This is a genomic window from Mycobacterium sp. NGS63 (genome assembly GCF_059812295.1).
This window is the reverse complement of record NZ_JCALCJ010000007.1, coordinates 24,034-49,830: the sequence shown is the minus strand read 5'-3', so window position 1 is coordinate 49,830 and position 25,797 is coordinate 24,034. Positions and strand designations below refer to the sequence as shown.

At 68.1% G+C, this 25,797-nt stretch carries 31 protein-coding genes; 10 read left to right on the top strand and 21 right to left on the bottom strand.

The genetic code is table 11. The features are described from left to right. Positions 1-6: 6 nt before the first annotated feature. On the bottom strand, positions 7-330 hold the full coding sequence (locus tag AC5Y4Z_RS18645) for a hypothetical protein (protein ID WP_499966041.1): 324 nt from the start codon (positions 328-330) through the stop codon (positions 7-9). A 401-nt stretch (positions 331-731) separates the two neighbouring features. Between AC5Y4Z_RS18645 and AC5Y4Z_RS18640 the strand changes: the two genes are divergently transcribed. The 3 genes from AC5Y4Z_RS18640 to AC5Y4Z_RS18630 all read left to right on the top strand — a co-directional run bounded on the left by AC5Y4Z_RS18640 (position 732) and on the right by AC5Y4Z_RS18630 (position 2,348). Further along, positions 732-938 (top strand): hypothetical protein, encoded by a 207-nt coding sequence (locus AC5Y4Z_RS18640; protein WP_499966039.1) that lies wholly within the window; start codon positions 732-734, stop codon positions 936-938. Between the two features lie 118 nt (positions 939-1,056). Then, the gene (locus AC5Y4Z_RS18635; protein WP_499966038.1) at positions 1,057-1,392 is read left to right on the top strand and encodes a DUF2510 domain-containing protein; all 336 of its coding nucleotides are present in this window, start codon (positions 1,057-1,059) and stop codon (positions 1,390-1,392) included. A 194-nt stretch (positions 1,393-1,586) separates the two neighbouring features. Continuing rightward, the gene (locus tag AC5Y4Z_RS18630) at positions 1,587-2,348 is read left to right on the top strand and encodes a GIY-YIG nuclease family protein (protein ID WP_499966036.1); all 762 of its coding nucleotides are present in this window, start codon (positions 1,587-1,589) and stop codon (positions 2,346-2,348) included. Between the two features lie 204 nt (positions 2,349-2,552). Here the strand turns inward: AC5Y4Z_RS18630 and AC5Y4Z_RS18625 are convergent, their stop codons facing one another. The 12 genes from AC5Y4Z_RS18625 to AC5Y4Z_RS18570 all read right to left on the bottom strand — a co-directional run bounded on the left by AC5Y4Z_RS18625 (position 2,553) and on the right by AC5Y4Z_RS18570 (position 11,544). Then, positions 2,553-3,290, bottom strand: coding sequence for an HNH endonuclease (locus AC5Y4Z_RS18625; protein ID WP_499966035.1), 738 nt, complete (start codon positions 3,288-3,290; stop codon positions 2,553-2,555). A 75-nt stretch (positions 3,291-3,365) separates the two neighbouring features. Next, a complete protein-coding gene (locus AC5Y4Z_RS18620; RefSeq protein ID WP_499966034.1) occupies positions 3,366-3,614 on the bottom strand; it encodes a hypothetical protein in 249 nt (82 codons plus the stop codon). Positions 3,615-3,909: 295 nt separating this feature from the next. Next, positions 3,910-4,680, bottom strand: coding sequence for a hypothetical protein (locus tag AC5Y4Z_RS18615; protein ID WP_499966032.1), 771 nt, complete (start codon positions 4,678-4,680; stop codon positions 3,910-3,912). 21 nt (positions 4,681-4,701) lie between these two features. Further along, positions 4,702-4,923 carry a hypothetical protein gene (locus tag AC5Y4Z_RS18610; RefSeq protein ID WP_499966031.1) on the bottom strand — a complete coding sequence of 74 codons (222 nt, stop codon included), beginning with the start codon at positions 4,921-4,923 and terminating at the stop codon, positions 4,702-4,704. Next, the gene (locus AC5Y4Z_RS18605; protein ID WP_499966030.1) at positions 4,916-5,290 is read right to left on the bottom strand and encodes a hypothetical protein; all 375 of its coding nucleotides are present in this window, start codon (positions 5,288-5,290) and stop codon (positions 4,916-4,918) included. Before AC5Y4Z_RS18605 ends, AC5Y4Z_RS18610 begins: the two co-directional genes overlap by 8 nt. Continuing rightward, positions 5,287-5,538, bottom strand: a complete 252-nt coding sequence (locus tag AC5Y4Z_RS18600) for an NUMOD4 domain-containing protein (protein WP_499966028.1) — start codon at positions 5,536-5,538, stop codon at positions 5,287-5,289. The genes AC5Y4Z_RS18605 and AC5Y4Z_RS18600 overlap by 4 nt, the downstream gene beginning before the upstream one ends. Then, entirely contained in the window at positions 5,535-5,774 is a 240-nt protein-coding gene (locus AC5Y4Z_RS18595; RefSeq protein ID WP_499966026.1) for a hypothetical protein, read from the bottom strand. Before AC5Y4Z_RS18595 ends, AC5Y4Z_RS18600 begins: the two co-directional genes overlap by 4 nt. Before the next feature lie 373 nt (positions 5,775-6,147). Beyond that, positions 6,148-8,163, bottom strand: a complete 2,016-nt coding sequence (locus AC5Y4Z_RS18590) for an AAA family ATPase (protein ID WP_499966025.1) — start codon at positions 8,161-8,163, stop codon at positions 6,148-6,150. A 119-nt stretch (positions 8,164-8,282) separates the two neighbouring features. Beyond that, positions 8,283-8,510, bottom strand: coding sequence for a hypothetical protein (locus AC5Y4Z_RS18585; RefSeq protein ID WP_499966024.1), 228 nt, complete (start codon positions 8,508-8,510; stop codon positions 8,283-8,285). A gap of 148 nt (positions 8,511-8,658) precedes the next feature. Further along, positions 8,659-8,991, bottom strand: a complete 333-nt coding sequence (locus tag AC5Y4Z_RS18580) for a hypothetical protein (protein WP_499966023.1) — start codon at positions 8,989-8,991, stop codon at positions 8,659-8,661. Next, the gene (locus tag AC5Y4Z_RS18575) at positions 8,988-10,436 is read right to left on the bottom strand and encodes a recombinase family protein (protein ID WP_499966022.1); all 1,449 of its coding nucleotides are present in this window, start codon (positions 10,434-10,436) and stop codon (positions 8,988-8,990) included. The genes AC5Y4Z_RS18580 and AC5Y4Z_RS18575 overlap by 4 nt, the downstream gene beginning before the upstream one ends. Further along, entirely contained in the window at positions 10,333-11,544 is a 1,212-nt protein-coding gene (locus AC5Y4Z_RS18570) for an HNH endonuclease signature motif containing protein (RefSeq protein WP_499966021.1), read from the bottom strand. The genes AC5Y4Z_RS18575 and AC5Y4Z_RS18570 overlap by 104 nt, the downstream gene beginning before the upstream one ends. Before the next feature lie 616 nt (positions 11,545-12,160). On the opposite strand from AC5Y4Z_RS18570, the gene AC5Y4Z_RS18565 reads away from it, so the two are divergent. Continuing rightward, on the top strand, positions 12,161-12,493 hold the full coding sequence (locus tag AC5Y4Z_RS18565; protein WP_499966020.1) for a zinc ribbon domain-containing protein: 333 nt from the start codon (positions 12,161-12,163) through the stop codon (positions 12,491-12,493). A 103-nt stretch (positions 12,494-12,596) separates the two neighbouring features. Continuing rightward, complete coding sequence (locus tag AC5Y4Z_RS18560) at positions 12,597-13,976, top strand: NAD(P)/FAD-dependent oxidoreductase (RefSeq protein WP_499966019.1); 1,380 nt, start codon at positions 12,597-12,599, stop codon at positions 13,974-13,976. On the opposite strand, the gene AC5Y4Z_RS18555 is transcribed toward AC5Y4Z_RS18560, so the two are convergent. From AC5Y4Z_RS18555 to AC5Y4Z_RS18535, 5 genes are read right to left on the bottom strand one after another with little or no spacing between them, the layout of a single operon-like run. Beyond that, on the bottom strand, positions 13,973-15,187 hold the full coding sequence (locus AC5Y4Z_RS18555) for an O-succinylhomoserine sulfhydrylase (protein ID WP_499966018.1): 1,215 nt from the start codon (positions 15,185-15,187) through the stop codon (positions 13,973-13,975). The two genes, AC5Y4Z_RS18560 and AC5Y4Z_RS18555, sit on opposite strands and share 4 nt — an antisense overlap. Continuing rightward, positions 15,184-15,606 (bottom strand): rhodanese-like domain-containing protein, encoded by a 423-nt coding sequence (locus AC5Y4Z_RS18550; RefSeq protein WP_499966017.1) that lies wholly within the window; start codon positions 15,604-15,606, stop codon positions 15,184-15,186. Before AC5Y4Z_RS18550 ends, AC5Y4Z_RS18555 begins: the two co-directional genes overlap by 4 nt. Continuing rightward, positions 15,603-16,748: a formate-dependent phosphoribosylglycinamide formyltransferase gene (gene purT, locus AC5Y4Z_RS18545; RefSeq protein WP_499966016.1), complete on the bottom strand. Its 1,146-nt coding sequence runs from the start codon at positions 16,746-16,748 to the stop codon at positions 15,603-15,605. Before purT ends, AC5Y4Z_RS18550 begins: the two co-directional genes overlap by 4 nt. Before the next feature lie 29 nt (positions 16,749-16,777). Next, on the bottom strand, positions 16,778-17,416 hold the full coding sequence (locus AC5Y4Z_RS18540; RefSeq protein ID WP_499966014.1) for a PaaI family thioesterase: 639 nt from the start codon (positions 17,414-17,416) through the stop codon (positions 16,778-16,780). Next, the gene (locus AC5Y4Z_RS18535) at positions 17,413-18,711 is read right to left on the bottom strand and encodes an adenylosuccinate synthase (RefSeq protein WP_499966013.1); all 1,299 of its coding nucleotides are present in this window, start codon (positions 18,709-18,711) and stop codon (positions 17,413-17,415) included. The genes AC5Y4Z_RS18540 and AC5Y4Z_RS18535 overlap by 4 nt, the downstream gene beginning before the upstream one ends. Positions 18,712-18,792: 81 nt before the next feature. Here AC5Y4Z_RS18535 and AC5Y4Z_RS18530 point away from each other — a divergent pair, with 81 nt between their 5' ends. Genes AC5Y4Z_RS18530 through AC5Y4Z_RS18520 form a run of 3 tightly spaced genes read left to right on the top strand, consistent with a single transcriptional unit; the run spans position 18,793 to position 21,140 of the window. After that, positions 18,793-19,413: a peptidase M50 gene (locus AC5Y4Z_RS18530; RefSeq protein WP_499966012.1), complete on the top strand. Its 621-nt coding sequence runs from the start codon at positions 18,793-18,795 to the stop codon at positions 19,411-19,413. Between the two features lie 9 nt (positions 19,414-19,422). After that, positions 19,423-20,205: a site-2 protease family protein gene (locus AC5Y4Z_RS18525; protein ID WP_499966010.1), complete on the top strand. Its 783-nt coding sequence runs from the start codon at positions 19,423-19,425 to the stop codon at positions 20,203-20,205. A gap of 41 nt (positions 20,206-20,246) precedes the next feature. Then, on the top strand, positions 20,247-21,140 hold the full coding sequence (locus AC5Y4Z_RS18520) for a cation diffusion facilitator family transporter (protein ID WP_499966009.1): 894 nt from the start codon (positions 20,247-20,249) through the stop codon (positions 21,138-21,140). On the opposite strand, the gene AC5Y4Z_RS18515 is transcribed toward AC5Y4Z_RS18520, so the two are convergent. Further along, positions 21,137-21,550 carry a DUF3151 domain-containing protein gene (locus AC5Y4Z_RS18515; protein WP_499966008.1) on the bottom strand — a complete coding sequence of 138 codons (414 nt, stop codon included), beginning with the start codon at positions 21,548-21,550 and terminating at the stop codon, positions 21,137-21,139. The genes AC5Y4Z_RS18520 and AC5Y4Z_RS18515 overlap by 4 nt on opposite strands. A gap of 47 nt (positions 21,551-21,597) precedes the next feature. Here AC5Y4Z_RS18515 and AC5Y4Z_RS18510 point away from each other — a divergent pair, with 47 nt between their 5' ends. Together AC5Y4Z_RS18510 and AC5Y4Z_RS18505 are read left to right on the top strand one after the other, a co-directional pair. Then, entirely contained in the window at positions 21,598-22,455 is an 858-nt protein-coding gene (locus tag AC5Y4Z_RS18510; RefSeq protein ID WP_499966007.1) for an Rv0361 family membrane protein, read from the top strand. Between the two features lie 31 nt (positions 22,456-22,486). Then, positions 22,487-23,164 (top strand): DedA family protein, encoded by a 678-nt coding sequence (locus AC5Y4Z_RS18505; protein ID WP_499966006.1) that lies wholly within the window; start codon positions 22,487-22,489, stop codon positions 23,162-23,164. A 138-nt stretch (positions 23,165-23,302) separates the two neighbouring features. Here AC5Y4Z_RS18505 and AC5Y4Z_RS18500 read toward each other — a convergent pair whose 3' ends face one another. Together AC5Y4Z_RS18500 and AC5Y4Z_RS18495 are read right to left on the bottom strand one after the other, a co-directional pair. Next, positions 23,303-24,664 carry a 3-oxoacid CoA-transferase gene (locus AC5Y4Z_RS18500; RefSeq protein WP_499966005.1) on the bottom strand — a complete coding sequence of 454 codons (1,362 nt, stop codon included), beginning with the start codon at positions 24,662-24,664 and terminating at the stop codon, positions 23,303-23,305. After that, positions 24,661-25,791, bottom strand: coding sequence for a glycoside hydrolase family 76 protein (locus tag AC5Y4Z_RS18495; protein WP_499966004.1), 1,131 nt, complete (start codon positions 25,789-25,791; stop codon positions 24,661-24,663). Before AC5Y4Z_RS18495 ends, AC5Y4Z_RS18500 begins: the two co-directional genes overlap by 4 nt. Positions 25,792-25,797 lie beyond the last annotated feature (6 nt).

The window sequence follows — 25,797 nt, the reverse complement described above, 5'->3', positions numbered from 1 at the left end:
TCCAGGCTAGAAGGGCGGCGGCTCGTCGCGGGCGGCGATGCGTTCGGCGCGCCGTGCGGCCTTGGCGGCGAGGCGGGCTTCGTTGACGGCGCGTTCCCACCTGACGCGGGCGGCGTGTTCCTGGGCGCGGCTTTGCTTGCGGGTGGGCATCATGAGTCCGCGGTTTTCTCCCGGCGGCGGCATGTCCGTGGGCAGCACCAGCGTCCCGGTCGGGACGGCCAGCGCCGGAAAGAGCAGCGTCCCACCGGGTTTGGTGGTGTACTCATGGCCCGACGGGGACGTCCACACCACGGTCCCGTCGGGCTCCTGGCGATCGTGCCATCCGCCCACCCGGTTGTAGAAGGTCTTGAGCAGGTGGTGGTAGCGAATGTGTGGAGAACACTCTAGTGGCGCGAGAAGAAAGCCCCCCGGACGCGGATCCGAGGGGCCTTCCAACCACTAACCAGACCAAAAGGTCTGCACCGCATAGTAGAGGGGCGCGTGACCGGGCGGAGCGTTTTGAGGGAATGCTCATACTGTCTACGGATTGAGACGTAGATCACACTTCGTTGTGCACTTGTGCAACATTTGCCACGGTCGACGACGGTCAAACGCCTGCCGCCTGGGATTTTAGTAGTTTCTTAGCTTGAGCAGCGGAACTACAAGCTTCAGATTTGGTTGCATTGCGGTTTACGCTTGACCGGACAGTGTTAGCTGTCAACCCACTAAACAGATCGAAAGGAGGGCTTCAAATGGAACACCCGTTTGTTGCTTACATCAAGGAAGCGGCCAAAGCAGCCCGGAGAAAAGCGATAGACGAGATCTTCGTCTTCGTCGATCCCGATGAGTCACCGCTGACCCATTCCATCCGGGAGCAGGGGGACGAGCCGAACGACATCGTTCGCGGCATCGTGCTCACGCTGGCGGCTTTGGAAAAGCGTCTGCCTCCGGCTGCTTAAGCCACAAGCGTTAAGGAAGACCCCCCGGCCCGCGGAACCGGGGGGTCTTTCGATTCTTAAGGACAGACCCCTGGCGCTGGACCCGGCGTTCTACGCTACGAACCATGCGGGGAACAGCATGACGGCGCCCGGTTGGTATCCAGACCCCGGCGGCGGTGACGCCCAGCGGTATTTCGACGGCAGTAAGTGGACCGATCAGATCGCCCCGCAGCGGCGGCCATCGAAGTCCCTGCGACCCTTCGTCATCATGGCGGCCGCCGGCCCAGTCACCGCCATCGTGGCGTTTGTCGTCATGCAGCTCGCCTTCAGCGCCGCTGCTGGGGGAGGATCAGGGGCGGTCTTGCTCAACGTCGTTGGCTTCGTGATGTTCCTGGTGTGGTTGGCCAGTGTCGTCGTGACGATAGTTGGGCTCGTTGGCGTGGTCGTGCGAGCTGTTCGTCGGAGCGGCGGCTGATGGACTACCCCAAGTTTTGGGCCGAGGGTGGGGCTGGCTCGCTGTTGTTGAGTGCCGGTGAGGGCGGCCTCGTACTCGGGTGGGGTTTGGTAGCCCGGCTCTGAGGCCGGGCGGAGCGGGAACTCACCAAACAGCCGGGCCGGGATCGGCTGAACTGCTGATACCGCTCCGCGGTCATGCGCGATGATGCGTAGATGACCGGCTATACCCGCGAGCAAATCATCGCCGCGATTCAACAGGCAACCGCGCACGATGGCGGTAAACCAGTCGGCCGGATGCGATTCGAGACGCTGACCGGCATCACGCGGCGAGCATGGCAAGGCGTGTACTGGGCGCGATGGAGCGACGCCCTACGCGACGCAGGGTTCGAGCCGAATCCTGTCAATCAGCGAACTGACCCAAATGAAGCGCTCAAGCAAGTGGCGGTGATGGTGCGTCGCTTCGGCAGGATCCCCGTCGAAGAGGAGGTGCGCGTCGCTCGCCGCTCAGACCCAACCCTGCCGACCCGGACCACACTGCGGTCATTAGGCGGGCAACGAAGCGGCGTTTTGAGCTCCAAGCTGCGAGAACTCGCCGAGTCAGACCCGGAATACGCCGATTTGCTGGACCTGCTCCCCGAGCCGGTTACGAGCGCCAATGGTGGAGAGAATCAGGACATTTCGGTGCGTCCCCCACCACCCATCGTGACCGGATACGTCTACCTCCAGCGGATGGGGACGACCAAGTACTACAAGGTCGGCAAAACGAAGCACGTGGGGAAGCGCAACTACGAACTAGGGCTTCTGCTGCCCGAGGAACCTAACGTAATCCATGCCTTGGAGACCGACGATCCTGACGGGATTGAGACCTACTGGAAAGAGCGGTTCAAGAGGGAGGGCAAACACACGCGCGGCGAGTGGTTCGCGCTTTCGCGCGAGGACGTAGCGGCTTTCAGGCGCCGCGGTCGCTTCATGTGATCACGCTTGTCGCACCCCCGCCCAACCGGCGCCACGCACCCGGCGGCCGTTAGGACGGGTGTCGATCTTCTAGCACCGTCGATCGGCTCACCGCACAAATGGCAGGGCGGCTCGCCGCGGCGAAATCTTCGCGCGGAACCTATCGCGCCGAGTCGTGCTCCGCGCCACCGGCGGCGACCCCGCCGGTGGGCGAGTCGGCGCTGGTCAACGGGCATCAGGCCGATACGACCCGCCCACTGGCCGCCGGGTGCGACGGCGAGCTGAACGCCCGGCAGCATCCAGGGTCCAACGCCGCGCCGTTTCAAACGCCACACCCGGCCGCGGATGATGCACGCCACGGTGCTTGTCGCACGAGCCCGGCAGGCAACCCGTCGGCCCGGCCGGCGGCCGCCGCACCGTGCCATCCCCCTTGCTCATATTGCAGCCGCGATGGCATGCCGCCAGATTGCCGAGGTTGTCCTCGCCGCCCGCGGCCAACGGCACAACGTGGTCGATCGTGAACGACCGAGGGTCGAGGTGATCGGCCTCGTAGTCGATCGGCTTGCCGCACAGGTGGCACGGCGGCTCGCCGCGCCGGATTTTCGCGCGGAACCGATCGCGCCGAGTCGTGTTGCGCACCACCGGCGGCAGCCCTGACGGAGCCCGGCCCAGCCGCGCCAGCGGCGACGCCCGCCCCGCCGCCGGTCGCGGCTCAAGCACAGCGAGGTCTCGCTCGTCGACCTTCCGCGGCGGTGCCGCGAACGGTTCATCGGGCGTCGCTATCGCGGCCTCTAGCGGCGGCAGCTCGTACTTGGCGAACCAGTCGGCGCGGGCCCGATTCCACCGCGTATAGGCGGCTTGGTGGGCGGCGTCGAAAGCGTCCCAGGCCGCCCAGTCGTAGCCGTCGGCGGGTTCGGGCGGCGCATCCGGCGGCAACCAATCCGCGGCGTCGAATACCGCCAAGTTGTGCGGCATCTCGGCGACCGGCTTAGCCTGCACGGCGGCCGGGCGGCGCTTCTTCGGCCTGTAACCCACGGCTTACTTTCCTTCGTCGAGGTCGTCGAGGGCACCCTTCGGCAGCCCTAGCGCGCCAACCAGCTTCGCCAAGGCCAGCGACTGCTGGCGGGCTTCGACGGCCGCCGGGTTCACCCGCGGGCCCTGGTTTGAGTCGATTAGAGCTCCGGTTTGGGCGACTTTGGCCCGCAATTCGGCGATGAAATCGCGGGTTTTGCAGGCTTCTTCGAGCAGCGCCAGCTCGGGCGCATCCAGGTCGAAATCGCCGGTCACCGCATCCCAAAGCCGGCGTCCGGAAGCGCGCAGGCCGCGGGGTCTAGTAGTCACAAGGGCTCTCCAAGGCTCAAAATCTCTGGTAACTCAGGGGGTAGATCGCCTAGCCACGGGGGGTGCGGAAACGCCGTTTAAGGGAGGCATCCCCCAGGGGGCCAGCGGCGGCCCGGCCGTGTTCACGCGGCACGACCGGGCCGCTGCGCTGGTGTGCGACAAGTGTCGGCGAGATTGCTTGCGCGAAAGGAGGAAGCGCGAGCGTCGACCATGTCGCCATACATGAATGCTGCTGCCTCTTTCAGCGCGCGAATGCGTGTGCGGCGGCGTTTTGGGCGCGCCGGATCGCGGCGTGCTCGTCGGCTTTGCGTTGCGCGGCTTCGAATATCGGACGAGCTTGCTCGATCGCTTCGTGTTGCGTTGGAAACCATAAGCGATTTTGCTGCTCGATCAGTCCGTCGAGGAACCGCTCGGCCGACGTTGCGCCGCGGCCGAGCTTGTCGGGATCGCACCAGCGCGAGCAGTCGACGTGTCCAAGCCGCAATTTGTCCAGGCCGCCGCTGAGGAAGTCGTCGCGCAGATCGTAGAGCACTTCGAGTTCGGTTGCGGCTGCGTCGGTTTCGGCGATGAGCCGAGCGCCGGCGTGATTGCCGTCGCGTACCAGCGTCATCACGTCGGTTGTTGGCAGCTCGGCCACAGCTTCGAGGTGCTCGATTTGCTTGTGCGCCAACGCTGCGAGCTGCTCGAAAATCGTGTCGTGCGCGCCGCGGATGGCAGTGAGGACGGCGACCGCTGCGTCGAGAAGCGCTTGCCTGTGTTCGGCGACCAAACGGGAATGTCCCAGCTCGGTCAGGACCAGGGCGTCGAGGTGGGTCTGGTCGGCGCCGGCGATGATGGCCTCGCGGATCGCGGTGCGGGGCGGTTCGGTCGGCTGGCTGGTCTCGATCCTGCGTAACGTGGCCGCGGCGGCGGTGACAGTGTCGGGCAAGTCGATGTTGCGGTCGGCGAGCTGCTTAAGGACGGGGCGAACGTTGTACAGCGCGTTCTCGCGGGGGCTGTTCCAGGATTGCATGTCGTTGTTTCCCTTCGTATCTCAGCGGCCAGCTGCGAATCGGCGGAGGGCATCCGCAGCAGCTTGTTTGCTTGCTTTCTTGCCGCGCACGTTGGCGCCACTCTGGCGTCTGAGTGCTGCGGCGGCTCGCGCCTTCGGGTCGGCGGGTTCTTCGGGTGGGCGTACGCGCGCGACGAGGGCGTCGAAATCGGCTTCGGGCATGTCGGCGAGCTGCTGCTCGACCGCGAAGGGAAGTTCAGTCATTGTGTCTGCCGATCTGTTTCGCATACTCGTGGACGGCGCGGGCCGGAAAGACCAGGCGGCCGCCGATAAGCCGGCCGTCGAGGTCTGCGGCGCGGCGCTGGGTTGTGCGTTTTGACCATCCGAGAATCCGCGCCGCAAGGGCTGATCCGATCCACTCACCCGATTGTGCTGCAATGCCTTCGTTTTCGTGGCGCGCACGCGCCACCGGGCCGGACCTGTAGGCGGTTTCCAAGTGCTGCCGGGCGGAAATCACGGCGTGGGGCACAGGGTGCCCGGCGGCGGCGCGGGCCCGCTGGACGGCCGCCAACCCGAAAATTGCGGCGCGTAGTTCGGCGCGCGAGAGTTCGACGGTATCGGTCGGGGTCATGCTTGCTCGGTGTCGTCGTGTAGGTGCCGGCGCAAGAACGAACCCGGATAGAACGTTGCCCGGCGCGGCGCGTCGGACAGGTAGCAGCGGGGCCCGCCGCGGGCGCCGTGCTTGGTCAGGCGCAGCAGCTTTCCGCGGCGGCGGCGGCCTTGGGGGTCGCGCCGGTCGAGGCTGCGGACGGCGCCGCGATCACTGACTTGGTACCCCGGCCACCCGGAGATTGGGAACCAGCGGGTTGGGGCGCTCACAAGGCGGCCTTGCTGTCGGTGAGCCAGGGTGCCAGCTCGACGGCCAGGGCGCGGACGTTTGCGCGGCACTCAGCGATGCAGCCGCAGCTTCCCAAGGCGGTCGTGATGTCGGTGTTGTCGGGGCGTCGGCCGGCGGCCGCAGCTTGCCGCACACGGGCAAGGGCCTTTTCGATGCGCTGGTGGGTCTTGAACTGGTCGACGCGGGCGCGGGCGAGCCCTCTATGCGCGCGTGGCACGTGGTACTGCTTGGCGCTGCGGCATGGTTGGCCGGGCTGGGCCCTGCAGGTTGGGCAAGGCACAGATACGGCGGCCTGGGCGGCGTGGTCGGTCGTTGTCATGGATTTCCTCTCGTCGTGTTGTTTGTTTGCTGGACGGGCGTGTGCGGGCGGGGCGAGTGTGGCCGTCGGGCGGGGCGGTCCCAGTCGGTCCCAGTCGGTCCCAGTCGGTCCCTTGGTTGGTCCCATACGCACACAAGGGACCGAGTGGCCCAACTGTGTTGAACAGGCAGTAAGTACCTAGATTTTGAGTCAAGGGCCCAGTTGGTCCCTGTGCGTGAGCCTGGGACCGACTGAGGGGCCGACTGGGTTGCTGGGTGTTTCCCGATGGTTTTCATTCGGCGGCTCCCGGCAGCGACCAGTACGACCGGGACGGGACTTCGCGGGTGCGCTCGGTTTGCACGTTGAGCTTCCGCGCGGCGTTTTTCAGCATCTTGAGGCTGAAGTCCAATTCGGTGGCGGCGGCGGCCACGTCCTCGCGGAGAGACCGGCCGTGATGCGTCAGGTAGCCCTTGAGCCATTTGCGGCAGTCGTCGGTGCCCGACCGGGCGGTGTGGGTGCTGCGTTCGGCGATCAGCAGTTCGCGCACGGTCTTGTCTGTGGGCCCGATCAGCTCGAACCGTGCCATGTCGGTTGTCTGGCCGTCGTCGAGCGTGACCCGGTGGCTGCCGATCCGGTACGCCAGCGACAAATCCTCGAACCCGGCAGAGTTTTTGGCCTGCGACATTATGCGGGTGCCGTTCTCGCATTCGCGGTCGATAGCGAAACCGAACACGCATCGCGCTAATTCCCCGAACGCCGACGACCCGGTAATCGACGCGACAACGTCACCTGTCGGCGCTTTCGTCATATGGCAGATACCGATTACGGGCCCGTCGATTTTTTCGGCGATACGCACCCACGGGTCCAGATAGTCGCGTACTTCGTTGTTACGGTTGATGTCGGCGCCGCCGTTGATAGTTCCCATCAGCGGGTCGAGAAATGCGGCGCGAATGTTGTTGGCGACGAATAGTTCGGTGAGTGCGGCTTCGTCGGTGATTGACCGGATGCGGGCCGGGTCGCCGCCGTCCTGCACGAAGTAAACGCGGTCCATATCGGCCCCGGCGGCTTTCAGCGACGGCGCGACGGTGTAATTCCATGACTCCTCAGTGGCAATGTAGGCGACGTTGACTGGCTGCCCTTCAAAGCAGCCGGGCAAGGTGCCTTGAGACCATCCGGCGGCGTACCACCTTGCGCACGTTGACTTCCCGGCGCCGGGCCTTCCGCCGAACAGGGTTATCGCGGCCTTGAGGATGCGGCCCTTGCCGCCGAATTCCCACGCCCACTCGGGTCTTTCGGTGGTGACGTTGGACACTTTCACGAGCTGTATACCTTTCTGCGGTGTGTCATCGTCGATGCCGTAAACGGTTGGCGGCGCGGCATTGTCACGCTTGTACGGGGCGAAAAACTCGTCATCCTCGCGGCGCTTACGCCGGCGGTCGGTGTCGATCTTGAGCCAGACTGTCAACACGTCGTCGTCGCGGCGTTCGGCGAGCCGCCCGGCCAGATCCGGCCGCGTGTTGACGGCATAGTAGGCGTGGGGCAGCGTCAGGCCGCAGTCGTAGCAGGCGCCGACCACGCGGGCGGTGTCTGCTGAGCGGTCCGGCGGTGAGGTCACCTGATTGAGCGCCCGCTCGATGCGCGGATACTCGGCGAGGTCGAACACTTCGGCGTCGGCCGGCGCCGACATGGTGGCGCTCGCGGCGGTGTTCTCGACCGCGGGGAGGGTCACGCCGAGCAGGCCGGCGAGTGTGTGCGGGTCCATCGTGGTGCCGTCGGGCTCGATCAGGAAGTCGACCGGCGTCGGGTCACCGCCATCGACCGCCGGCTTGTGGTTGAGCGTGCCCGGCGGCCGCAACAAATCATTGGCGCTGATCTTGGCCGGGTCGGCGCCGAGGTAGTTGACGAGGCCACGCTCCAACGCCCGGTGCCAGTGCGCCGGGACAGGTTCGGCCAGCGGTATATACACGTGGCCGTTGCCGGGGCTGCCTGAGCCGACGACGAACGCGCCGAGCTGGCGGGCCTTGTCGAGGTCCAGCCCGCCGCCGTCCACGTCGGCGTGCAACGTGGTGCGGGCGATGGCCGCGGCCTTGTGGCGCTTGTCTGCGTGCATCAGCGACACGCACACGTACACGTCGGAATCGTGCGCAGCGCACGTTATTTCGGTTTCGAGCTGGTCGGCCTCGGCGGGCCAAGCGAAGTCATGTTCGGACCAGTGCCCAAACTCATACTTGCCGGTGTCGGTGCGGTGCGGGTCGCTGCCCACAGCGATGTGCACGCGGCCGGTCCGGTCGCCGTATACGGCGTTCAAGTAGGTGTGGGTGCTTGATGGTCCGGTATTGTGGGCGTTATCGACTTGGCCGTCGTGGTGGGTGCCGGTTCCAGCAGGGGCCGGCACTTCATTTTGTGGCGGCCCGTTTGTGCGTGCGGTCACCGGCCAGCACCACCGGCGGCGATTTCGCGACGGACCGGGCGCAGCAGCTCGGCGAGCCGGTGGCGCTGCTCATCGCTGAGCGGCGGCGCTTCGGCGAGGATCTTCTCGACATAGTCGGCGATCTTGGCTTCGGCGAGATCACGGCGACGGTCTGGTACCTGTTCGGGGTGGCAGCGGGTGGCGTGGCCGAGGCGGCCACGTGCGACAAGTGCGCGCGAAGACATGCGGGATTCCTTCGGAAAATACGAAGTTCGCCACCCGTAAGCCTGCGGCGTGAAGTGGCCCTAATCCCGCGAAATGTGAGTAGCGTCGCGGCGCCCGTCAAGCAGTCTAACCGACTTGCCGCTTAACTCTTTTGCGTCGGCGGCGTTTCTACTCACTGCGCCGCGAAATGTCGGCCACGCGCCCGGTCAGCGCCGCCAGCCATGCGCGCAAGCTGTCGTTGGTGAAACGTTCATCGGCGATGCACAGGGGGCACTTCCAGCGCCACCCGGCGGCGCCCTGACGCGGGTTGTAAACGGGCATCACTGCTTTCGCCAACACTTCGGCGCCGTCGTGGTAGATGCCCGCGGCTGCCGCGAAATTGGCGACGCGGTGCGTGTTACATGTCAGCTCATCGGCTGTGACAGTGACTTGGTTGAATACGTGGCGCGGATGGCTGCCGCGGCCAGTGCACACCACCATGACTACTCGCTCGGTCGTCATCGGCGATACTCCACCCGGACGCGCTCGGGCCGAAACGTGTGCCCGCCCTTGCCGACCGGCAAGATAGTCACGGTCGCGAGCACGTCGAGCACAGCGCGGAACCGATCGGGTGACAGCTTTTCGACCGCTTCGGCAACCTCAGGCCGACCGAGGGGGATGCCGTCGAAAACCCGTAGGCGCTCCTGATCCTGCTGCTTGCGCTCGATGACAGACAGCTTCTCATTGACCCGCTCGATACGCCCCGCCAGTCGGCGACCGTCGATGATGCCTTCGTCGTACTCACGTTCAGCTTCGGCGATCTGCGCCAGCAGCGTTTCGGCTTCGACCCGCAGCGCCTCAGCTTCGGCGGTGTCGTGCAGCTCCGTCTTGAGCAGATCCACCGCGTCGGGCATCGCCAGCCGGCCCGACACGGTGCGATACAGCACCGACTTGATGCGATCCTCGCGGATGCTGACACCACGACAGCCCTTGCAGCCGTAGGTGATTGAGTGCGCGACTTGCGAATCAGTGCGCGGCGGCTTCGTCTGGCCTGCTTTCGGCCGCCCTGGTTTGCCGCCCGTGGGCTGCATCACCCACATACCCGACAGGGTGGCGCCGCATCTGCCGCACCTAAGCATCCCGGTCAGCAGATGCCGGCGAACGCTTTTGCGGCCCGGCGCGCGGCCGGGCGCGTTGAGCACGTTTTGCGCTGCCCGCCAGGTACTTTCGTCGACCAGCCCTGCCCATGTGCCCTTACCGACTATTTCGCGGTTGTGGGCGCGTAGGCCGCCGTTGCGCGGCGCCCGCAGGAACAGTGACACCGTTGATGGCGTCCATGGCTTGCCGTTGAGCCCGTAGGCGCCAGCATCGTTGAACAGCCGGGCAACGTCTTTCAGCGACGACCCGGCCAGCACAGCCGCATACGCTTGTTTGACCAGCGGCGCCGTCTCGGGGTTGGGTTGCGGCCCGTCCGGTCCCGGCAGGTAGCCGAAAGAATGGCGCCACTGCGGCAGCCCGCGTTCGGCTTTCTGTTGGGCGGCGCGGCGCTGACGGGCCGCTTTCTGCTCCATCTCCATCCGTGCAAAGACGCCCTTCATTCGGGCGTTGCCGCGGCCAGTCGGGGTGGACAGGTCGAAGTCACCGCCCACCGTGGCAAGTGCGAGCTTGTGCTTGTCGGCAAGGTCGATGAAATCCTCGAGTTCGCGGGGCTGGCGGTGCAGCCGGTCGGCGTCCCAGGCGACGACGGCGCCGACCTTGCCGGCGGCGATGTCGGCCAGCATCTGCTGATAAGCCGGCCGCGGCTTGGCCGACGACGCCGACACACTGTTGTCGACGTACTCGGTTGGCGTCCAGCCGCGCTGCTCACACAGCTTGAGGCAATCTTCGCGTTGGCGGGTGATAGCCAGCTGGGTTTGGTCGCGGTCGAGGCTTTGCCGCAGGTAGACGGCGGCGGCAACGTGAGGCATACACAAAGTGTATCTCACGCAGTCGACTGTGGTAGCGGCAGAGCAGCTTGAGGTTGGACGGATGGGTGGGGCCTAGCGGGAGCGGCACGCTGTGGTCGATGTCGCAGACCTCCGCCGGGGCGTCACAGCCGGGGAAGCGACAGGTCAAATCGCGGAAGCGGACGAACTCGGCCAGCGCCGCCGACGGGCGATACCCGGCCTCGGCCACGTCCGGCGGGATCAGCAGGGGCTTGATCTTCGCGAACGGGGCCAGCTCACCCAACAGTGGCGCGGGCAGCGGGCCATACCCGGCCAGATAGCCCGGGGTTGTCGAGCCACCGTTGACGGCGGCCTGCTCGGCGAGCAGGTGGAGAACAACGTTGGTGCTCGGCGAGCGTTGCGGCGCTGGGCAGTTGGGCTCACCACACTGGCACCCCAGCGCATCGGCCCCGGCGACCAGCGCGCCCACCGCGTCGGCGCGACGCTGGGCCTTGGTGCGCGGATCGGCGCCGCACACCGTGGCCGCCAGCGCATCGAGCTTGTGGTCCAGAGCCGCCCCGTCGGTGGCGTGCAGCTGCGCCCACACCCCGGCCATTCCGGGCTCGGTGGCCGCGATGTCGACGTAGCGATTCTCGTTGCGCTCCTCGGGCAGCCGCACACCCGCCGGATCAAACCGCGCCACCCACATGTCGATGCGCTCAGCGGTTTTAGGACCCGACAGCCGCATCCAGTTCGCCGCATGGCGGGCGATGGCCGTGTCGATCTTGGCCATCACCGCGTCGTCGTCGATCAGCTCGGTGCGCGTCACCAGCGCGGCAATCAGCCGAAGATCGATGTCGCCGCGGCCGAACACCTCGGCGACCTTCGGCAGCCGTTCGCGCAACGCGATCGCATGGCGCAACCGCCCCCGGGCCCGGCCCCGGCTGATCCGCAACGCCGCCGCCACCTCGGCCACCACGTTCTCGTGCCCATCAACGACCCAGGAGAACCGCTCGGCATCGTCGTCGGGGGCCCGCCGCGCATATAACTCACCGATGGCCGCCAACTCCTTGGCGCACTCCACGTTTTGTGCGCGCCCCGCCGCGGTGAGGGCATCCACCACGGCGGCATCGTCGAGTTGGTCGAACATGTGTTCGATTCTAGCGCGATCCACTGACCGCTGACTCAAACTCCTTGGCAGGGTCGCAAGTTGTGGATAAGTGCGGAACTGTGGATGAACCGGTGCTAGCAGCCGCTGGTCACGGTGTGCCTGAACACATGAAAGGGGGCCCACACCACGGCTTCTGCGTCGCCTCCGGTGGCGGTGGATCGGGTCCATCCCAGGTGGACGGCCCGACGTTTCCGTGCCCGTAGTAGACGCTCCACCACGTGTGGCAGACATTCCGGTCCCAGTTGACCCGCGCGCCCGAGAAGGGGCATCCCGGACCGGGGCCTTGGGGATGCCCTTCTTTCTGTCCCGGGCAGCATGTCCACGGCCCGAAGTACGGCTCGGCCTGGGCGGCACCGGTTCCCACGCCCACCAAGGCCGCGGCGACGGCGCCTGACATCAGGGCCGCGCCGAGCATCCTTTTCACGGTGCGATAGTGCGACACGGCTTGGCCTCGCTCTCTTTAGAGTCCGTCACATAGGTAATGGCAATTACATACGAGCCCGTTTGCTACCGATCCCAACCAAGGATCCCTCAAGGCATCTACGGCAGCCTTACCATCAGGGCATTCGGCCCCTTGCGAAAGGTTGGTGCGACCGTGCGGCGAACTTTGTCCAGCACATGGTGGCGTTTCCTGCTGAGCTTCCTGGTCATCGGTGTGGTGTCGCAGCTCGTGTCGGCGGTCAAAAGCTTCTCGAATGGCGACTCGAACTCCGGCATCAAAGCTGCCGCTGTGGCGGCCGTCTGTCTAGCTGTCTTGGTTTTCTTGGCCTATCGCTGGCTCGCCCGAAAAGCGGACACGGCCGATTACTTCAAGAAATGCCCGGCCTGCGGGAAATTCAGCCGCGGCGCCAAGGTGTGCAGGACCTGTGGCCACGACCTGAAGCCGCTCTACAGGCCGCCGACGGCGCCAGGCGCCTCGGAGCTTTAAGCGGCAGCGGGCGCACAGCCGACAAAATTCTTTCGACCCCGGCGCCGGCTGGCGTCATAGGGTGGGTATGCGCTGCAGAGACTTCCAACAGAAGGGAATGCGTATGTCGCGCCATCGGGTCGTCATCATCGGAAGCGGGTTCGGGGGGCTGACGGCGGCCAAGTCGCTCAAGCGCGCCGACGTCGACGTCGTCCTGATCTCGAAGACCACGACCCACCTGTTCCAGCCGCTGCTGTATCAGGTCGCCACCGGCATCCTGTCGGAGGGCGACATCGCGCCGACCACCCGGCTGATCCTGCGCAGGCAGAAGAACGTGCGGGTGTTGCTGGGTGACGTGCACGGGATCGACCTGAAGGCCAAGACGGTCACCTCGAGGCTGGTCGACACGGACACCGTGACCCCGTACGACAGCCTGATCGTGGCGGCCGGCTCGCAGCAGTCCTACTTCGGCAACGACGAGTTCGCCACCTTCGCGCCCGGCATGAAGACCATCGACGACGCGCTCGAGCTGCGGGGCCGCATCCTGGGCGCGTTCGAGGTCGCCGAGGTGACCACCGACCCCGAGGAGCGGGAGCGCCGCCTGACCTTCGTGGTGGTCGGCGCCGGGCCGACGGGGGTGGAGATCGCCGGGCAGATCGTCGAGCTCGCCGAGCGCACCCTCGCTGGGGCGTTTCGCACCATCCAGCCCAGCGACTGCCGGGTGATCCTGCTCGACGCCGCGCCCGCGGTGCTGCCGCCGATGGGCCCGAAGCTGGGCATGAAGGCCCAGCGCCGGCTGGAGAAGATGGACGTCGAGATCCAGCTCAACGCGATGGTGACCGCCGTCGACTACAAGGGCATCACGATCAAGGAGAAGGACGGCGGCGAACGGCGCATCGAAACCGCCTGCAAGGTGTGGGCGGCCGGCGTCCAGGCCAGCCCGCTGGGCAAGATGCTCGCCGAGCAGTCCGACGGCACCGAAACCGACCGCGCCGGACGCGTGATCGTCGAGCCCGACCTCACCGTCAAGGGACACCCGCACGTCTTCGTCATCGGCGACCTGATGTCGGTGCCCGGAGTTCCGGGGATGGCGCAGGGCGCGATCCAGGGCGCGCACTATGCGACGACGGCCATCAAGCACATGGTCAAGGGCGACGACGAACCCGCAAACCGCAAGCCGTTCAAGTACTTCGACAAGGGCAGCATGGCGACCGTCTCGCGCTACAGCGCGGTGGCGCAGGTCGGCAAGATCGAGTTCGGCGGCTTCATCGCGTGGCTGGCGTGGCTGGTGCTGCACCTGTACTACCTGATCGGCCACCGCAACCGCATCGCCGCGATGTTCGCCTGGGGCATCTCGTTTTTGGGGCGCGGCCGGGGGCAGATGGCCATCACCAGCCAGATGATCTACGCCAGGCTCGCGATGAACCTGGTGAAGGAGAGAGCCGAAGAGGGCGCGTTGGCCGCGACCGAACGCGCCGAGGCCGCCGAGCGGCAAGCCGGCTAGCGCAGAGCCTGGTCGATATCGGCGATCAGGTCGTCGGCGCCTTCCAGCCCGACGGAGATGCGAACCACGTTGTCGCCCAACCCGATCGCCGCGCGTCCCTCCGGGCCCATCGCGCGGTGGGTGGTGGTGGCCGGATGCGTGACGAGGGACTTCGCGTCGCCCAGGTTGTTGGAGATGTTGATCAGCCGCAGCTTGTCGAGCACCTCGAAAGCCCGGCTCTTGGCGGCGCTTTCGGGGCAGTCCAGCGCGAACGTGATCACCGTTCCGCCGCCGGACATCTGGCGCTTGGCCAGGTCGTATTGCGGGTGCGACGCCAGGTACGGGTAGCGCACCCAGCTCACCGCCGGGTGGCCCTCCAGGAACTCCGCGATCCGGTGCGCCGCGGCATTGCTGTGCTCGACCCGAACCGCCATGGTCTCCAGGCCTTTGAGCAACACCCAGGCGTTGAAGGCGCTCATCGCGGGCCCCGTGTGCCGCATCAGCTTCTGCACCGGACCGTCGATGTACTCCTTGTCGCCGAGGATGGCACCGCCCAGCACCCGACCCTGGCCGTCGATGTGCTTGGTGGCCGAATACACCACCACGTCAACGCCGAGTGGGAAGCCCTGCTGCAGCAGCGGCGTGGCAAAGACGTTGTCCAGCACCACCTTTGCACCCGCGGCGTGCGCCAGCTCGCTCACCGCGGCGATGTCGACCAGCGACTGCATCGGGTTGGACGGGGTCTCGAAGAACACCGCAGCGGTAGGTTCCGATAGCGCCTGCTCCCACTGCGCGAGGTCGTCGCCGTCGACGAAGACGGTCTCGACGCCCCATCGCGGCAGGATCTCGTTGCACACCACGAAGCACGAGCCGAACAGGCTGCGCGCCGCGACCAGCCGGTCCCCCGCGCCGAGCAGCGCGCCCAGCGAGATGAAGACCGCGGCCATGCCGCTGGCGGTGCCGAACGCGGCCGGCGCGCCCTCGATCAGGCGGAGCCGTTCCTCGAACATCGTCACGGTGGGGTTGCCGTAGCGCGAGTAGACGAAGTGGTCGACCTCGCCGGTGAACGACTGCTCGGCAACGGCCGCCGACTCGTAGACATAGCCCGACGTCAGGAACATCGCCTCGGCGGTCTCGTCGAAACCCGAGCGCAGGATGCCGCCGCGCACACCGATGGTGGCCTGGCTGACGCCGTCGGGCAGCGCCTGGGGCGATCGGACCGAGTCGCTCATCCCTGCTTCCAGGGCAATCCGACCGCGCGCCAACCGCTTTCACCGCGGTGACCGTTGGCGTCGAGTTGGCCTTCGAAACCGTCCAGCACGTTGTAGGCCGGGGTGATGCCCAGCTCGGTCGAGACCTCGGCGGCGCCGATGGAGCGGTTGCCGGAGCGGCACAGGAAGATCACGGGCCGCTCCTCGCCGGCCGGCGCCGGCGCGACGTTGTCCTTCAGCTCGTCGGCGAAGTTCCGGTTGGGCGCCCCGGCGCTGGTGTTCCACTCGATGTACACCACGTCGCGGCCCAGGCTCGACAGATCGGGCACCCCGACGAACCGCCATTCGGCGTCGGTGCGCACGTCGACCAACACGGCGTTGGGGTTGTCGCTCAGTAGTTTCCACGCCTCGAGGGGCGTGATGTCACCTGCGTAGCTCATCCGCGTGAGTCTCGCACATTCACGGCGTTCGCCACCTGTCGGGCACGGTCGCGGGCGGTCGCCACCTCCGGCGCGGTGGCCAGCGCGACGCCGGACCCCGGCCCGCCGTCGAAGATGCGCAGATCGCTTTCGGGCACCCGCAGGGCGCCGCTCAGCGCGCCGGCGGCCGGGGCCACGCCGTCAGGCGTGATCGTGTGGGCGGCGGCCGGCGACATCATCATGGTGTCCACCGGCAGGCCCAGGATGGTGCGGGCGTGCAGCTCGAACGCCGAAAGCCGCTGGCTGCGCACGGTCACCCAGACGCTGGGGTGCGGGCACGCGGTGACGTCGGAGAAGTAGACCTCGTCGCCCTTGATCATCAACTCGACGGCGAAGACGCCGCGCCCGCCGAGCGCCTTGACGATGCGCGCGGAGATCGACTTGGCCGCGTCCACCGCGGCCGGGCTCATCTGCTGGGGCTGCCAGGATTCCAGCACGGCGCCGTCGGCGTCGCGATGGCCTATCGGTGAGCAGAATTCGATCGCGGGACCCTTCGGGCCCTCGCTGCGCACCGCGAGCAGCGTGACGTCGAAGTCGACCTCGACCACCGTCTCGGCCATCACCCGCCCCGCCGAGCTCCCGAGCGCGCGCTCCCACGCGCCCTCGATGTCGTCGCCCCCGGAGACCACCGAATGCCCCCGCCCCGACACCGGCTTGACCAGCAACGGATAGCCGGCGTGCGCGGCCACCGCCTGCAGTTCGCCGACCGACCCGACGAACCAGAACGGCGCGGTGGGCAGCCCCAGCTCGTCGGCGGCCAGCCGGCGCAGCGCCTCCCGGTCGGTGGTGAGCCGCACGGTGCGGGCGTTGGGCACGAGTTCGGTGCCGTCGGCGCCCAGCGCCTCGAGGGCTTTCACGGCGTCGGCGCCGAGGGTGTCGGTGGCGGTCACCACGAACTGTGGCCGCGCCCCGCGGATCGCGCCGGACGGCTCGTCGGCGGCCGTCACCGCGGCGCCCAGGTGGCGCAGCGCGACCTCCAGCTCCCGGCTTAGTTCGCCGCCGCCGAGCAGCAGCACCTTCGGCCGGCCGTCTTCCGGGGTTTGTTCGGGCACGACGAGCGCGGTGGTTTCGTCGTCCTGTCCTTCGGTCACGCCGTCAGTCACCGCTCAAGGATAGGTCGGCTCCGAGCGTTCTAGGGCTGGCCGGGCAGCAGCCGCACCATCAGGCCGTTGGCTTCGGCCAACACGTTGTCGTCACCGTCGGTCAGCTCCGCGGACACGAACGCCTTGCGGCCCTCGGCGCTGGTGAGGCGCCCACGCACCAGCAGCGGCGCGTCGATCGGCGTGACCTTGCGGTAGTCGACGTGCAGGAACGCGGTGCGGCTGATCGGGCGGCCCGCGGCGTGGGAGATCATCCCGAACATGTGGTCGAACAGCAGCGGCAGCACGCCGCCGTGCACGGCGTGGTTGCCCCCGACGTGAAAGCGGCTGAAATGTCCGGTCATCTCGACGCCGTCGGGGCTGTAGCGCGTCAGCGTCCACGGCGGCAGCAGCAGGCTGCCCATGCCGGGCAGCTCGGGCGTCCGCCCGGCCGGCGCCTTGCCCTCGTCGGCGGTGAACGGGCCCAGCACCTCGACCAGGGCCTCGGCGCGGTCGGCCGCGTCGTCCCAGACGTCGTCGGTGGGGTCGGCGGACACGGCGAGATCCTGCAGCCGGCGCATGGCCGTGACGAACCGGCCGAATCCCGGGCCGGGGGTCGCCGGCGCGTATTCGGGAAATCCGCCGTGATGTTCGTAGTCGGGGTCGAGCTCTTTGGGATCGAAATCCGTCACGGGCGGGCCGCCAGGACGTCGCGGCGCACGATCGTCTCGTCCCGTCCGGGGCCCACGCCGATGCACGAAACATGGGCTCCGGCAAGCTCTTCCAGCCGCAACACGTAGTCACGCGCCTTGGCGGGCAGGTCGTCGAACTCCCGCGCGTCCGAGATGTCCTCCCACCAGCCGGGCAGCTCCTCGTAGATCGGTTCGGCGCGGGAGAGGTCGCTCTGGGTCATCGGCATGTCGTGGATGCGCTCCCCGTCGATCGTGTAGCCGACGCAGATCGGCACCGTCTCCAGGCTGGACAGCACGTCGAGCTTGGTCAGGAAGAAGTCGGTGATGCCGTTGACCCGGGTGGCGTAGCGGGCGACGACGGCGTCGAACCAGCCGCAGCGCCGGCGCCGCCCGGTGGTGACGCCGAACTCGCCGCCGGTCTTGGACAGGTACTCGCCGTGCTCGTCGAACAGCTCGGTGGGGAACGGGCCGGAACCCACGCGGGTGGTGTAGGCCTTCAGGATGCCCAGCACGGCGGTGATGCGGGTCGGGCCGATCCCGGAGCCGACGGCCGCGCCGCCCGCGGTCGGATTCGACGACGTGACATAGGGATACGTGCCGTGGTCGACGTCGAGCAGCGTGCCCTGCGAGCCCTCCAGCAACACCGTCTCGCCGGACTCCAGCGCGGAGTTGAGCAGCCGCCGGGTGTCGGCGATGCGATGGCGGAAACCCTCGGCCTGCTCGAGCAGCGCGTCGACCACCTGGTGCGGGTCCAGCGCCTTGCGGTTGTAGATCTTGACCAGGATCTGGTTCTTGAGTTCCAGCGCGGCCTCGACCTTGTGGGTCAGCTGGTCGGGGTGCAGCACGTCGGCCACCCGGATGCCCATCCGGGCGATCTTGTCCTGGTAGCACGGCCCGATGCCGCGGCCCGTGGTGCCGATCTTCTTGCTGCCCATGTAGCGCTCGGTCACCTTGTCGATGGCGACGTGGTAGGGCAACAGCAGGTGCGCGTCGGCGGAGATCAACAGCCTGGACGTGTCGACGGCCCGGTCCTCGAGGCCCTTGAGCTCGTCGAGCAACACTCCGGGGTCGACCACCACGCCGTTGCCGATGACGTTGGTGACCCCCGGGGTCAGCACCCCCGACGGGATCAGGTGCAGCGCGAAGTTCTCGCCGTTGGGCAGCACGACGGTGTGGCCGGCGTTGTTGCCGCCCTGATAGCGCACCACCCACTGGGCGCGCCCCCCGAGCAGGTCAGTGGCCTTACCCTTGCCCTCGTCGCCCCATTGGGCGCCGATGAGGACGATTGCCGGCATGACTTGCTCCCGCCTGGTCTCGCCTATTTATTGTGGTCCAGCCGGTGACCCACCCTATCCCAGCAGGTTGCGAGGAGCGTTGTGAATTCCAGCGTGGCGGTGTTGGTATTCGGGGACCGGCGGCTGCCGCGGCCGCTGACGGGCGTGCCCGTCGCCGAGCTCGACGCCGCCGTCGGGCCCTACCGGCGGCTGGTGGTCGTCGGCGCCGACGCCGACCTGGCCGCGGTGCTGGGCCGGTTGCTGCGCGCCGAGCGGCTCGACGTCGAGGTCGCCTACGTGCCGCCGCGGCGCACCCGGGCCACCCGGATCTACCGCGTCCCGGCCGGGCGGCGCGCGGCGCGGCGTGCGCGGCGCGGGTCGGCGCAGCGGGTGCCGCTGATCCGCGACGAGACCGGGGCGGTGATCGTGGGCCGGGCCGGCTGGCTGCCGCCCACGGACGCGCCGCTGCTGCGCGGCGAGGCCGTCGTCGACGACACCACGCTGTTCGACGGCGAGGTCGCCGGGGCGTGGGTCGAGCCGACGCTGGCCGTGCCGGGGCTGCGGGCGCGCGTGCGCGGCGGGTGGCGCCGGTGGGTCGCCGGCCGCGCGGCGCAGCTGGGCAGCACCGGCGTCACCGTCGTGCGCGACGGGGTCGCGGCGCCGCGCGCCGCGCGCCGGTCGACGTTCTACCGCCACGTCGAGGGGTGGCTGCTGGTCCGGTAGCTTCGACCGGTGAGCTTCCCCGCCCGCCAACACGAATCGGTGCGGCCCAGCCCGATCTTTCTGGGCCTGGTCGCGCTGACGGCGGTCGGCGGCGTGCTGGCCTGGCAGGCCGGCTCCAGCGTGCGGCCGCTGTCCTACGCCGGGGTGTTCGTCTTCGTGATCGCCGGCTGGCTGGTCTCGCTGTGCCTGCACGAGTTCGGGCACGCGGTGACCGCCTGGCGCTTCGGCGACCACGACGTCGCCGTCCGCGGCTACCTGACCCTGGACCCGCGGCGCTACAGCCACCCCGCGCTGTCGCTGCTGCTGCCGATCGTGGTCGTCGCGCTCGGCGGGATCGGCCTGCCGGGCGCCGCGGTGTACGTGCGGACCTGGTTCATGACCCCCGTCCGCCGCACCCTGGTCAGCCTGGCGGGCCCGGCGGCCAACCTGGTGCTGGCGGTGCTGCTGCTGGTGCTGGCGCGGCTGCTGTACGACCCCGACCACGCGGTGCTGTGGTCCGCCGTGGCGTTTCTCGGGTTCCTGCAGATCACCGCGCTGTTGCTGAACCTGCTGCCGATCCCCGGCCTGGACGGCTACGACGCCCTGGAACCGCACCTCAGCCCCGAGACCCAGCGCGCCGTGGCGCCGGCCAAGCAGTGGGGCTTTGTCGTCGTGCTGGTCCTGCTGCTGGCGCAGATACCCAACCGGTGGTTTTTCGGGCTGGTGATCTGGCTGTTCGACTTCTCCGGCGTGCCACACGCGCTGGTGGCCTGGGGCAACTCGCTGACCCGGTTCTGGAGCGCCTGGTTCTAGCCGTTGCCATATATGCGCCAACACGCATATATTGAATCGCTATGGGCGCCGGGCACAACCACACCCCCGCCGGGACCGGCGAGTCCGGGATGATCCCGCGCATGGTCGCCGCGGCGGCGGTCCTGGCGGCGTTCTTCGTCGTCGAGCTGACCACCTCGCTGCTGATCAACTCGATCGCGCTGCTGGCCGACGCCGGGCACATGCTGACCGACGTCGTGGCGGTGTTCATGGGGCTGGCCGCGGTGACGCTGGCCCGCCGCGGCAGCTCGTCGCCGTCGCGCACCTACGGCTGGCACCGCGCGGAGGTGTTCACCGCGGTGGCCAACGCCGGGCTGCTGATCGGGGTGGCGCTGTTCATCCTGTGGGAGGCCATCCAGCGGCTGCGGGAAACCCCGTCGGTGCCCGGCGTGCCGATGATCGTGGTCGCGCTGGCCGGGTTGCTCGCCAACCTGGTGGTGGCGCTGATGCTGCGGTCGCACTCGGCGGCCAGCCTGGCGGTCAAGGGCGCCTACATGGAGGTGGTCGCCGACAGCGTGGGCAGCCTGGGCGTGCTGATCGCCGGCGTGGTCACCGTGACGACGCACTGGCCCTACGCCGACGTGGTGGTCGCCGTGCTGGTCGCGCTGTGGGTGCTGCCCCGGGCCATCGCGCTGGCCCGCGACGCACTGCGCATCCTGTCCGAGACCTCGCCGGCGCACATCGACGTCGACGAGCTGCGCAGCGCGCTCGGCGCCGTCGACGGCGTGACCGAGGTGCATGACCTGCACGTGTGGACGCTGTCGCCCGGCAAGGACATGTGCACCGCGCACCTGACCAGCGATGGCGACTCGGCTCGGGTGCTGGCCGACGCGCGGGCGGTGCTGGCGGCGCGGGGGCTGGACCACGCCACGGTGCAGATCGAGTGCCCGGGGCGCGACTGCGCAGGGGACTGTTAAAGGCCCAGCTCGGCGCGGGCGGCGGGGTCGCAGTCGTCGAGCAGATCCAGGCAGCGCAGGTGTTCGTCGGTCTCGCCGATGGCGTCGGCGGCCTTGGCCAGCGCCGCCACGCACCGCAGGAAGCCGCGGTTGGGCTCGTGGGCGTACGGCACCGGGCCGAAGCCCTTCCAGCCGTGTCGCCGCAGCTGGTCGAGGCCGCGGTGGTAGCCGGTGCGGGCGTAGGCGTAGGCCGTGACGGCCTGGTTGTCCGCCAGCGCCGCCTCGGCGAGCGCCGCCCACGCCACCGACGCCGACGGGTGCGCGGCGGCGACCGCGGTCGGGCCCTCGCCCGTTTTCAGTTGCGCCTCGGCGTCGCTGTCGCCGGTCAGCAGGATCGGGTCGGGTCCGAGGAGATCTCCCATCGACGTCATGGCGTCTATTTTGCCGTTCCCCCCGAGCGGGTAGTTAAGCTCCTGTCATGCCCAATCCACCCGAGCCCGACCGTGGGGGCGCGCCGAGGCGGCCCGGGTTCGATCCACGCGATTCGCGCGGCGAGCCGGGCGACGAGACCGGCGCGGTTGACGAGGCGTCCGAGGGCCAGCCGATGGTGCCCAACGATCCCGAGACCGAGACCGTGGTGATCAACAAACCGGATCGGGACGACGACGCCGAGGCGAACCCCGAGGGCCAGCAGCGCGAGCGCCGGTTCACCGCGCCCGGGTTCGACGCCAAGGAGACGACCGTCATCGCCACCCAGCCGGAGCCCGCGACGGAGGTCTTCGCGACGCCGCCGGGGCAGGAGGGCCCGCCGCCGCAGGCCGGTGCGACCGCCAAAGCGGCTGTCCCGCAATCCATTCCGCCGCGGCTGGGGGCGAAGCTTCGGACGACGCGGCAGGTCAACTGGGGCTGGGTGCTGGCGCTGGTGGTCGTCGTGCTGGCGCTGGCGGCGATCGCGATCCTGGGCACCGTGTTGCTCACGCGCGGCAAGCACTCGAAAGTCTCTGAGGAAGACCAGGTTCGGCACACCATCTCCCAGTACGACGTCGCGGTGCAGCGGGGCGACCTGACCGTGCTGCGCACCATCACGTGCGGGAACTCCCGCGACGGATACGTCGACTACGACGAACACGCGTGGCAGGAGACCTATCAGCGGGTCTCGGCGGCCAAGCAGTACCCCGTCATCGCCAGCATCGACCAGGTCGTCGTCAACGGCCAGCACGCCGAGGCGAACATCACCACGTTCATGGCCTACGACCCGTCGCTGCGTTCGACGCGCAGCCTCGACCTGCAATACCGCGACGACCAGTGGAAGATCTGCCAGTCCCCCAGCGGCTGACAGACGCCCGGCGCCGGTATGTTGGGGCGTCATGAGCACCGCCGTGACGGCCCTGCCCAACATCCTCGACCCGATGACCTGGATCGGTCCCTCGGGTTACTTCGCGTCGGCCGTGCTGCCGACCATCCTGGCCATCGTCTTCGTCGAGACCGGGCTGCTGTTCCCGCTGCTGCCCGGCGAGTCGCTGCTGTTCACCGGCGGGCTGCTGGCCGCCAAGGGGACGCTGGACATCTGGGTGCTGGCGCCAGCCGTCGCCATAGTCGCGATCCTGGGTGACCAGACCGGGTACTTCATCGGCCGCCGGATCGGGCCGGCCCTGTTCAAGAAGGAAGACTCCCGGTTCTTCAAGAAGCACTACGTGACGGAGTCACACGCGTTCTTCGAGAAGTACGGGCCATGGGCGATCATCCTGGCCCGCTTTCTGCCGTTCGTGCGGACCTTCACCCCGGTGGTCGCCGGGGTCTCCTACATGCGCTACCCGGTCTATCTGGCGTTCGACATCGTCGGTGGCGTGCTGTGGGGCGGCGGCGTGACGCTGGTCGGGTACTTCCTGGGCAACGTGCCGTTCGTCCACCAGAACCTGGAAAAAATCATCCTGGCGATTCTGTTCATCTCGATGATCCCGGCGTTCATCGCGGCCTGGCGCGGCTACCAGCGGCGCCGCCGCGCGCCCGAGGAGAACGATGAGCCACTGCCGGTGCGGGACTGACGACAGGGCGCTGTCGATTGAGTGTGACGTTATGACGTTGAGTGTGACGACAGGGCGCTGATTCGGCAATTTCGCCGCCGAGGTTTCACTCTCAACGCCAAGGTTTCACACTCAATATCCGCCGGCCGCACGCCGGCGTCAGGCGACGACGAAATCGCAGCCGGTCTTGGCGCGGACGTCGTCGATGGTCACGCCGGGATGCAGTTCGGTGAGCACGAGCCCGCGCTGCGGGTCGACGTCGAAGACGCACAGGTCCGTTATGACCATGTCCACCACGCCTTTTCCGGTCAGCGGCAGCGTGCACTGCTTGAGGATCTTGGGGCTGCCGTCCTTGGCGGTGTGATCCATCACGACGATCACGCGCTTGACCCCGGACACCAAATCCATTGCGCCGCCGGGGCCCTTGACCATCTTGCCCGGCACCATCCAGTTGGCCAGGTCGCCGTTCTCGGCCACCTCCAGGCCGCCGAGGATGGACAGGTCGATGTGGCCGCCGCGGATCATCGCGAAGGAGTCGGCGCTGGAAAAGAAGCTGGAGCCGCCGATCGTGGTGATGGTCTGCTTGCCGGCGTTGACGAGGTCGGGGTCCACCTCGTCGTCGACCGGATACGCCCCGATGCCCAGCAACCCGTTCTCGGACTGCAGGGTCACGTTGATGTCGTCGGGAATGAAGTTGGCCACCAGCGTCGGAATGCCGATGCCGAGGTTGACGTAGTAGCCGTCGCGCAGTTCTTTCGCGGCGCGCCTGGCCATCAGTTCGCGGATGGGGCTGTCCTTCTTGACCGCGGCGCCGCCGCTGGTGGTGCGGAACTCGATCCGCTTCTCGTAGCGCGGCCCCTGAATGATGCGGTCGACGTAGATTCCGGGGGTGTGGATCAGGTCGGGGTCCAGCTGGCCGACCTCGACGAGCTCCTCCACCTCGGCCACGGTCACGTCGCCGCAGGTGGCGATCATCGGGTTGAAGTTGCGCGCCGTCTTGCGATAGATCAGGTTGCCCGCGGTGTCGCCCTTCCAGGCCTTGACGATCGCGACGTCGGCGCGGATGCCTTCCTCCAGCACGTATTCGGTGCCGTCGAAGACCCGCATGTCCTTGCCCTCGGCGAGTTGGGTGCCGAACGCGGTGCGCGTGTAGAAGCCCGGGATCCCCGCGCCGCCGGCGCGCAGCTTTTCGGCCAGCGTGCCCTGGGGGGTGAGGGCCAGGTCCAGCTCGCCGGCCAGCACCTGGCGCTCGAATTCCTTGTTCTCGCCCACGTAGGAGGCGATGACCTTCTTGACCTGGCGACCCTTGAGCAGCAGGCCCATGCCGAAATCGTCGACGCCGGCGTTGTTTCCGACGATCGTCAGGCCCTTGATGCCGCTGTCCACCAGCGCCTGGATCAGGTTCTCGGGGATGCCGCACAACCCGAATCCACCGGCGGCGATGGTGATGTCGTCCTTCAGCAGGCCGCGCAGCGCCGACTCGGCGTCGGGGTGGACCTTGCCGCTGGAATGTTCGCTCATTGCTGGTTGCCCGTCGTCACGGCGGTGACGTTACAGGCGGCTTCCATCAGCATCCAACCGGAAAGCTGAACCGACAGATCCCGCTCGGCGACCTCCGAAGCCGTCACCGCGCCCTCGATGAACTGCGCCTCCTGCCCGCCGGCGGTCGGCAGCTCGGCGTCGCGGTCCCAGGACGGGCCGAACAGCGGCAGCCCGTCCACGGTTTGGCGGTAGTCCCACGCCGATTTCGCCGACGACAGCACGATGGTGCGGGCGGTGTCGCGGGCCACGGCGTCGTCGGCGGAATCGCCCGGCAGCGCGGTGGCGACCAGCGCGAGGTAGCGGGCGGTGATGCCCGCGAACAGCCCGCCGTCCCCGCCGCCGGAGCCCTTGAGCACCCCCGAGGGCGCCATGTGTTCGCCGACCGCGGCCACCAGCCGATGCACCCGCCGCGCGTGGCGCGTCCGGGCCTCGGCGCCGGTGCGCACAGCCAGCTCCGTTTCCAGGCCGAGCACCACGCCCTGGCAGTAGGTGTACTGCGCGCGCACCAGCGAGCCGGCCTTGATGCCGTCGAACACCAGGTGCGTGTCCGGGTCGATCAGCGTCCCGTCGATCCAGTCGCTCATCTGGTCCGCGCGCTGCAGGTGCTCCCCGTAGCGGGCGAGGAAGATGCCGGCCGGGCCGTTGGCCGGGGCGTTGAAGAACCGGTCCTGCTTGCGCCACGGAATGCCGCCGCCGTCCTCGGGCACCCAGGCGTTGACGAACTGGTTGGCGAGCTTGGGCAGCGCGCGGTGGCGCTCGACGCCGGCGATGCGGGCGGCGCGCTCCAACGCCAGCGCCAGCCACGCCATGTCGTCGTAGTAGCTGTTGATCCACGAGAAGTTGTTGCGCAGACGGTGCGACCGGACCTGGCGGTTGATCATGGTGCGCCGCTGCGGCCGCGGGTCGCGCAGCTGCGCGTCGACCAGGCAATCCAGCAGGTGCGCCTGCCACCAGTAGTGCCAGGTGCCGAACGAGCGGTCCTTGCGGGTCGACGGCCACGCCACCACCCCGAGCTGGGTTCCCGGCAGCGCCCAGAGTTTCTTCAGGTGTCGTTGCGCGACAGCCGCTTCGGAGCTGGCCGCCCGGTTGGCCCATAGCTGATCCATACTGCC

Bases quoted from the DNA above. Each gene is read 5' to 3' on its own strand.
- AC5Y4Z_RS18555 (WP_499966018.1), bottom strand. From the start codon at position 15,187: ATGAGCGACTCGGTCCGATCGCCCCAGGCGCTGCCCGACGGCGTCAGC.
- AC5Y4Z_RS18585 (WP_499966024.1), bottom strand. From the start codon at position 8,510: ATGTCTTCGCGCGCACTTGTCGCACGTGGCCGCCTCGGCCACGCCACC.
- AC5Y4Z_RS18500 (WP_499966005.1), bottom strand. From the start codon at position 24,664: ATGAGCGAACATTCCAGCGGCAAGGTCCACCCCGACGCCGAGTCGGCG.
- AC5Y4Z_RS18510 (WP_499966007.1), top strand. From the start codon at position 21,598: ATGCCCAATCCACCCGAGCCCGACCGTGGGGGCGCGCCGAGGCGGCCC.
- AC5Y4Z_RS18640 (WP_499966039.1), top strand. From the start codon at position 732: ATGGAACACCCGTTTGTTGCTTACATCAAGGAAGCGGCCAAAGCAGCC.
- AC5Y4Z_RS18635 (WP_499966038.1), top strand. From the start codon at position 1,057: ATGACGGCGCCCGGTTGGTATCCAGACCCCGGCGGCGGTGACGCCCAG.
- AC5Y4Z_RS18580 (WP_499966023.1), bottom strand. From the start codon at position 8,991: ATGACGACCGAGCGAGTAGTCATGGTGGTGTGCACTGGCCGCGGCAGC.
- AC5Y4Z_RS18615 (WP_499966032.1), bottom strand. From the start codon at position 4,680: ATGCAATCCTGGAACAGCCCCCGCGAGAACGCGCTGTACAACGTTCGC.
- AC5Y4Z_RS18630 (WP_499966036.1), top strand. From the start codon at position 1,587: ATGACCGGCTATACCCGCGAGCAAATCATCGCCGCGATTCAACAGGCA.
- AC5Y4Z_RS18570 (WP_499966021.1), bottom strand. From the start codon at position 11,544: ATGTTCGACCAACTCGACGATGCCGCCGTGGTGGATGCCCTCACCGCG.
- AC5Y4Z_RS18575 (WP_499966022.1), bottom strand. From the start codon at position 10,436: ATGCCTCACGTTGCCGCCGCCGTCTACCTGCGGCAAAGCCTCGACCGC.
- AC5Y4Z_RS18605 (WP_499966030.1), bottom strand. From the start codon at position 5,290: ATGACCCCGACCGATACCGTCGAACTCTCGCGCGCCGAACTACGCGCC.
- AC5Y4Z_RS18550 (WP_499966017.1), bottom strand. From the start codon at position 15,606: ATGAGCTACGCAGGTGACATCACGCCCCTCGAGGCGTGGAAACTACTG.
- AC5Y4Z_RS18515 (WP_499966008.1), bottom strand. From the start codon at position 21,550: ATGACGTCGATGGGAGATCTCCTCGGACCCGACCCGATCCTGCTGACC.
- AC5Y4Z_RS18505 (WP_499966006.1), top strand. From the start codon at position 22,487: ATGAGCACCGCCGTGACGGCCCTGCCCAACATCCTCGACCCGATGACC.
- AC5Y4Z_RS18495 (WP_499966004.1), bottom strand. From the start codon at position 25,791: ATGGATCAGCTATGGGCCAACCGGGCGGCCAGCTCCGAAGCGGCTGTC.
- AC5Y4Z_RS18535 (WP_499966013.1), bottom strand. From the start codon at position 18,711: ATGCCGGCAATCGTCCTCATCGGCGCCCAATGGGGCGACGAGGGCAAG.
- AC5Y4Z_RS18610 (WP_499966031.1), bottom strand. From the start codon at position 4,923: ATGACTGAACTTCCCTTCGCGGTCGAGCAGCAGCTCGCCGACATGCCC.
- AC5Y4Z_RS18520 (WP_499966009.1), top strand. From the start codon at position 20,247: ATGGGCGCCGGGCACAACCACACCCCCGCCGGGACCGGCGAGTCCGGG.
- AC5Y4Z_RS18560 (WP_499966019.1), top strand. From the start codon at position 12,597: ATGTCGCGCCATCGGGTCGTCATCATCGGAAGCGGGTTCGGGGGGCTG.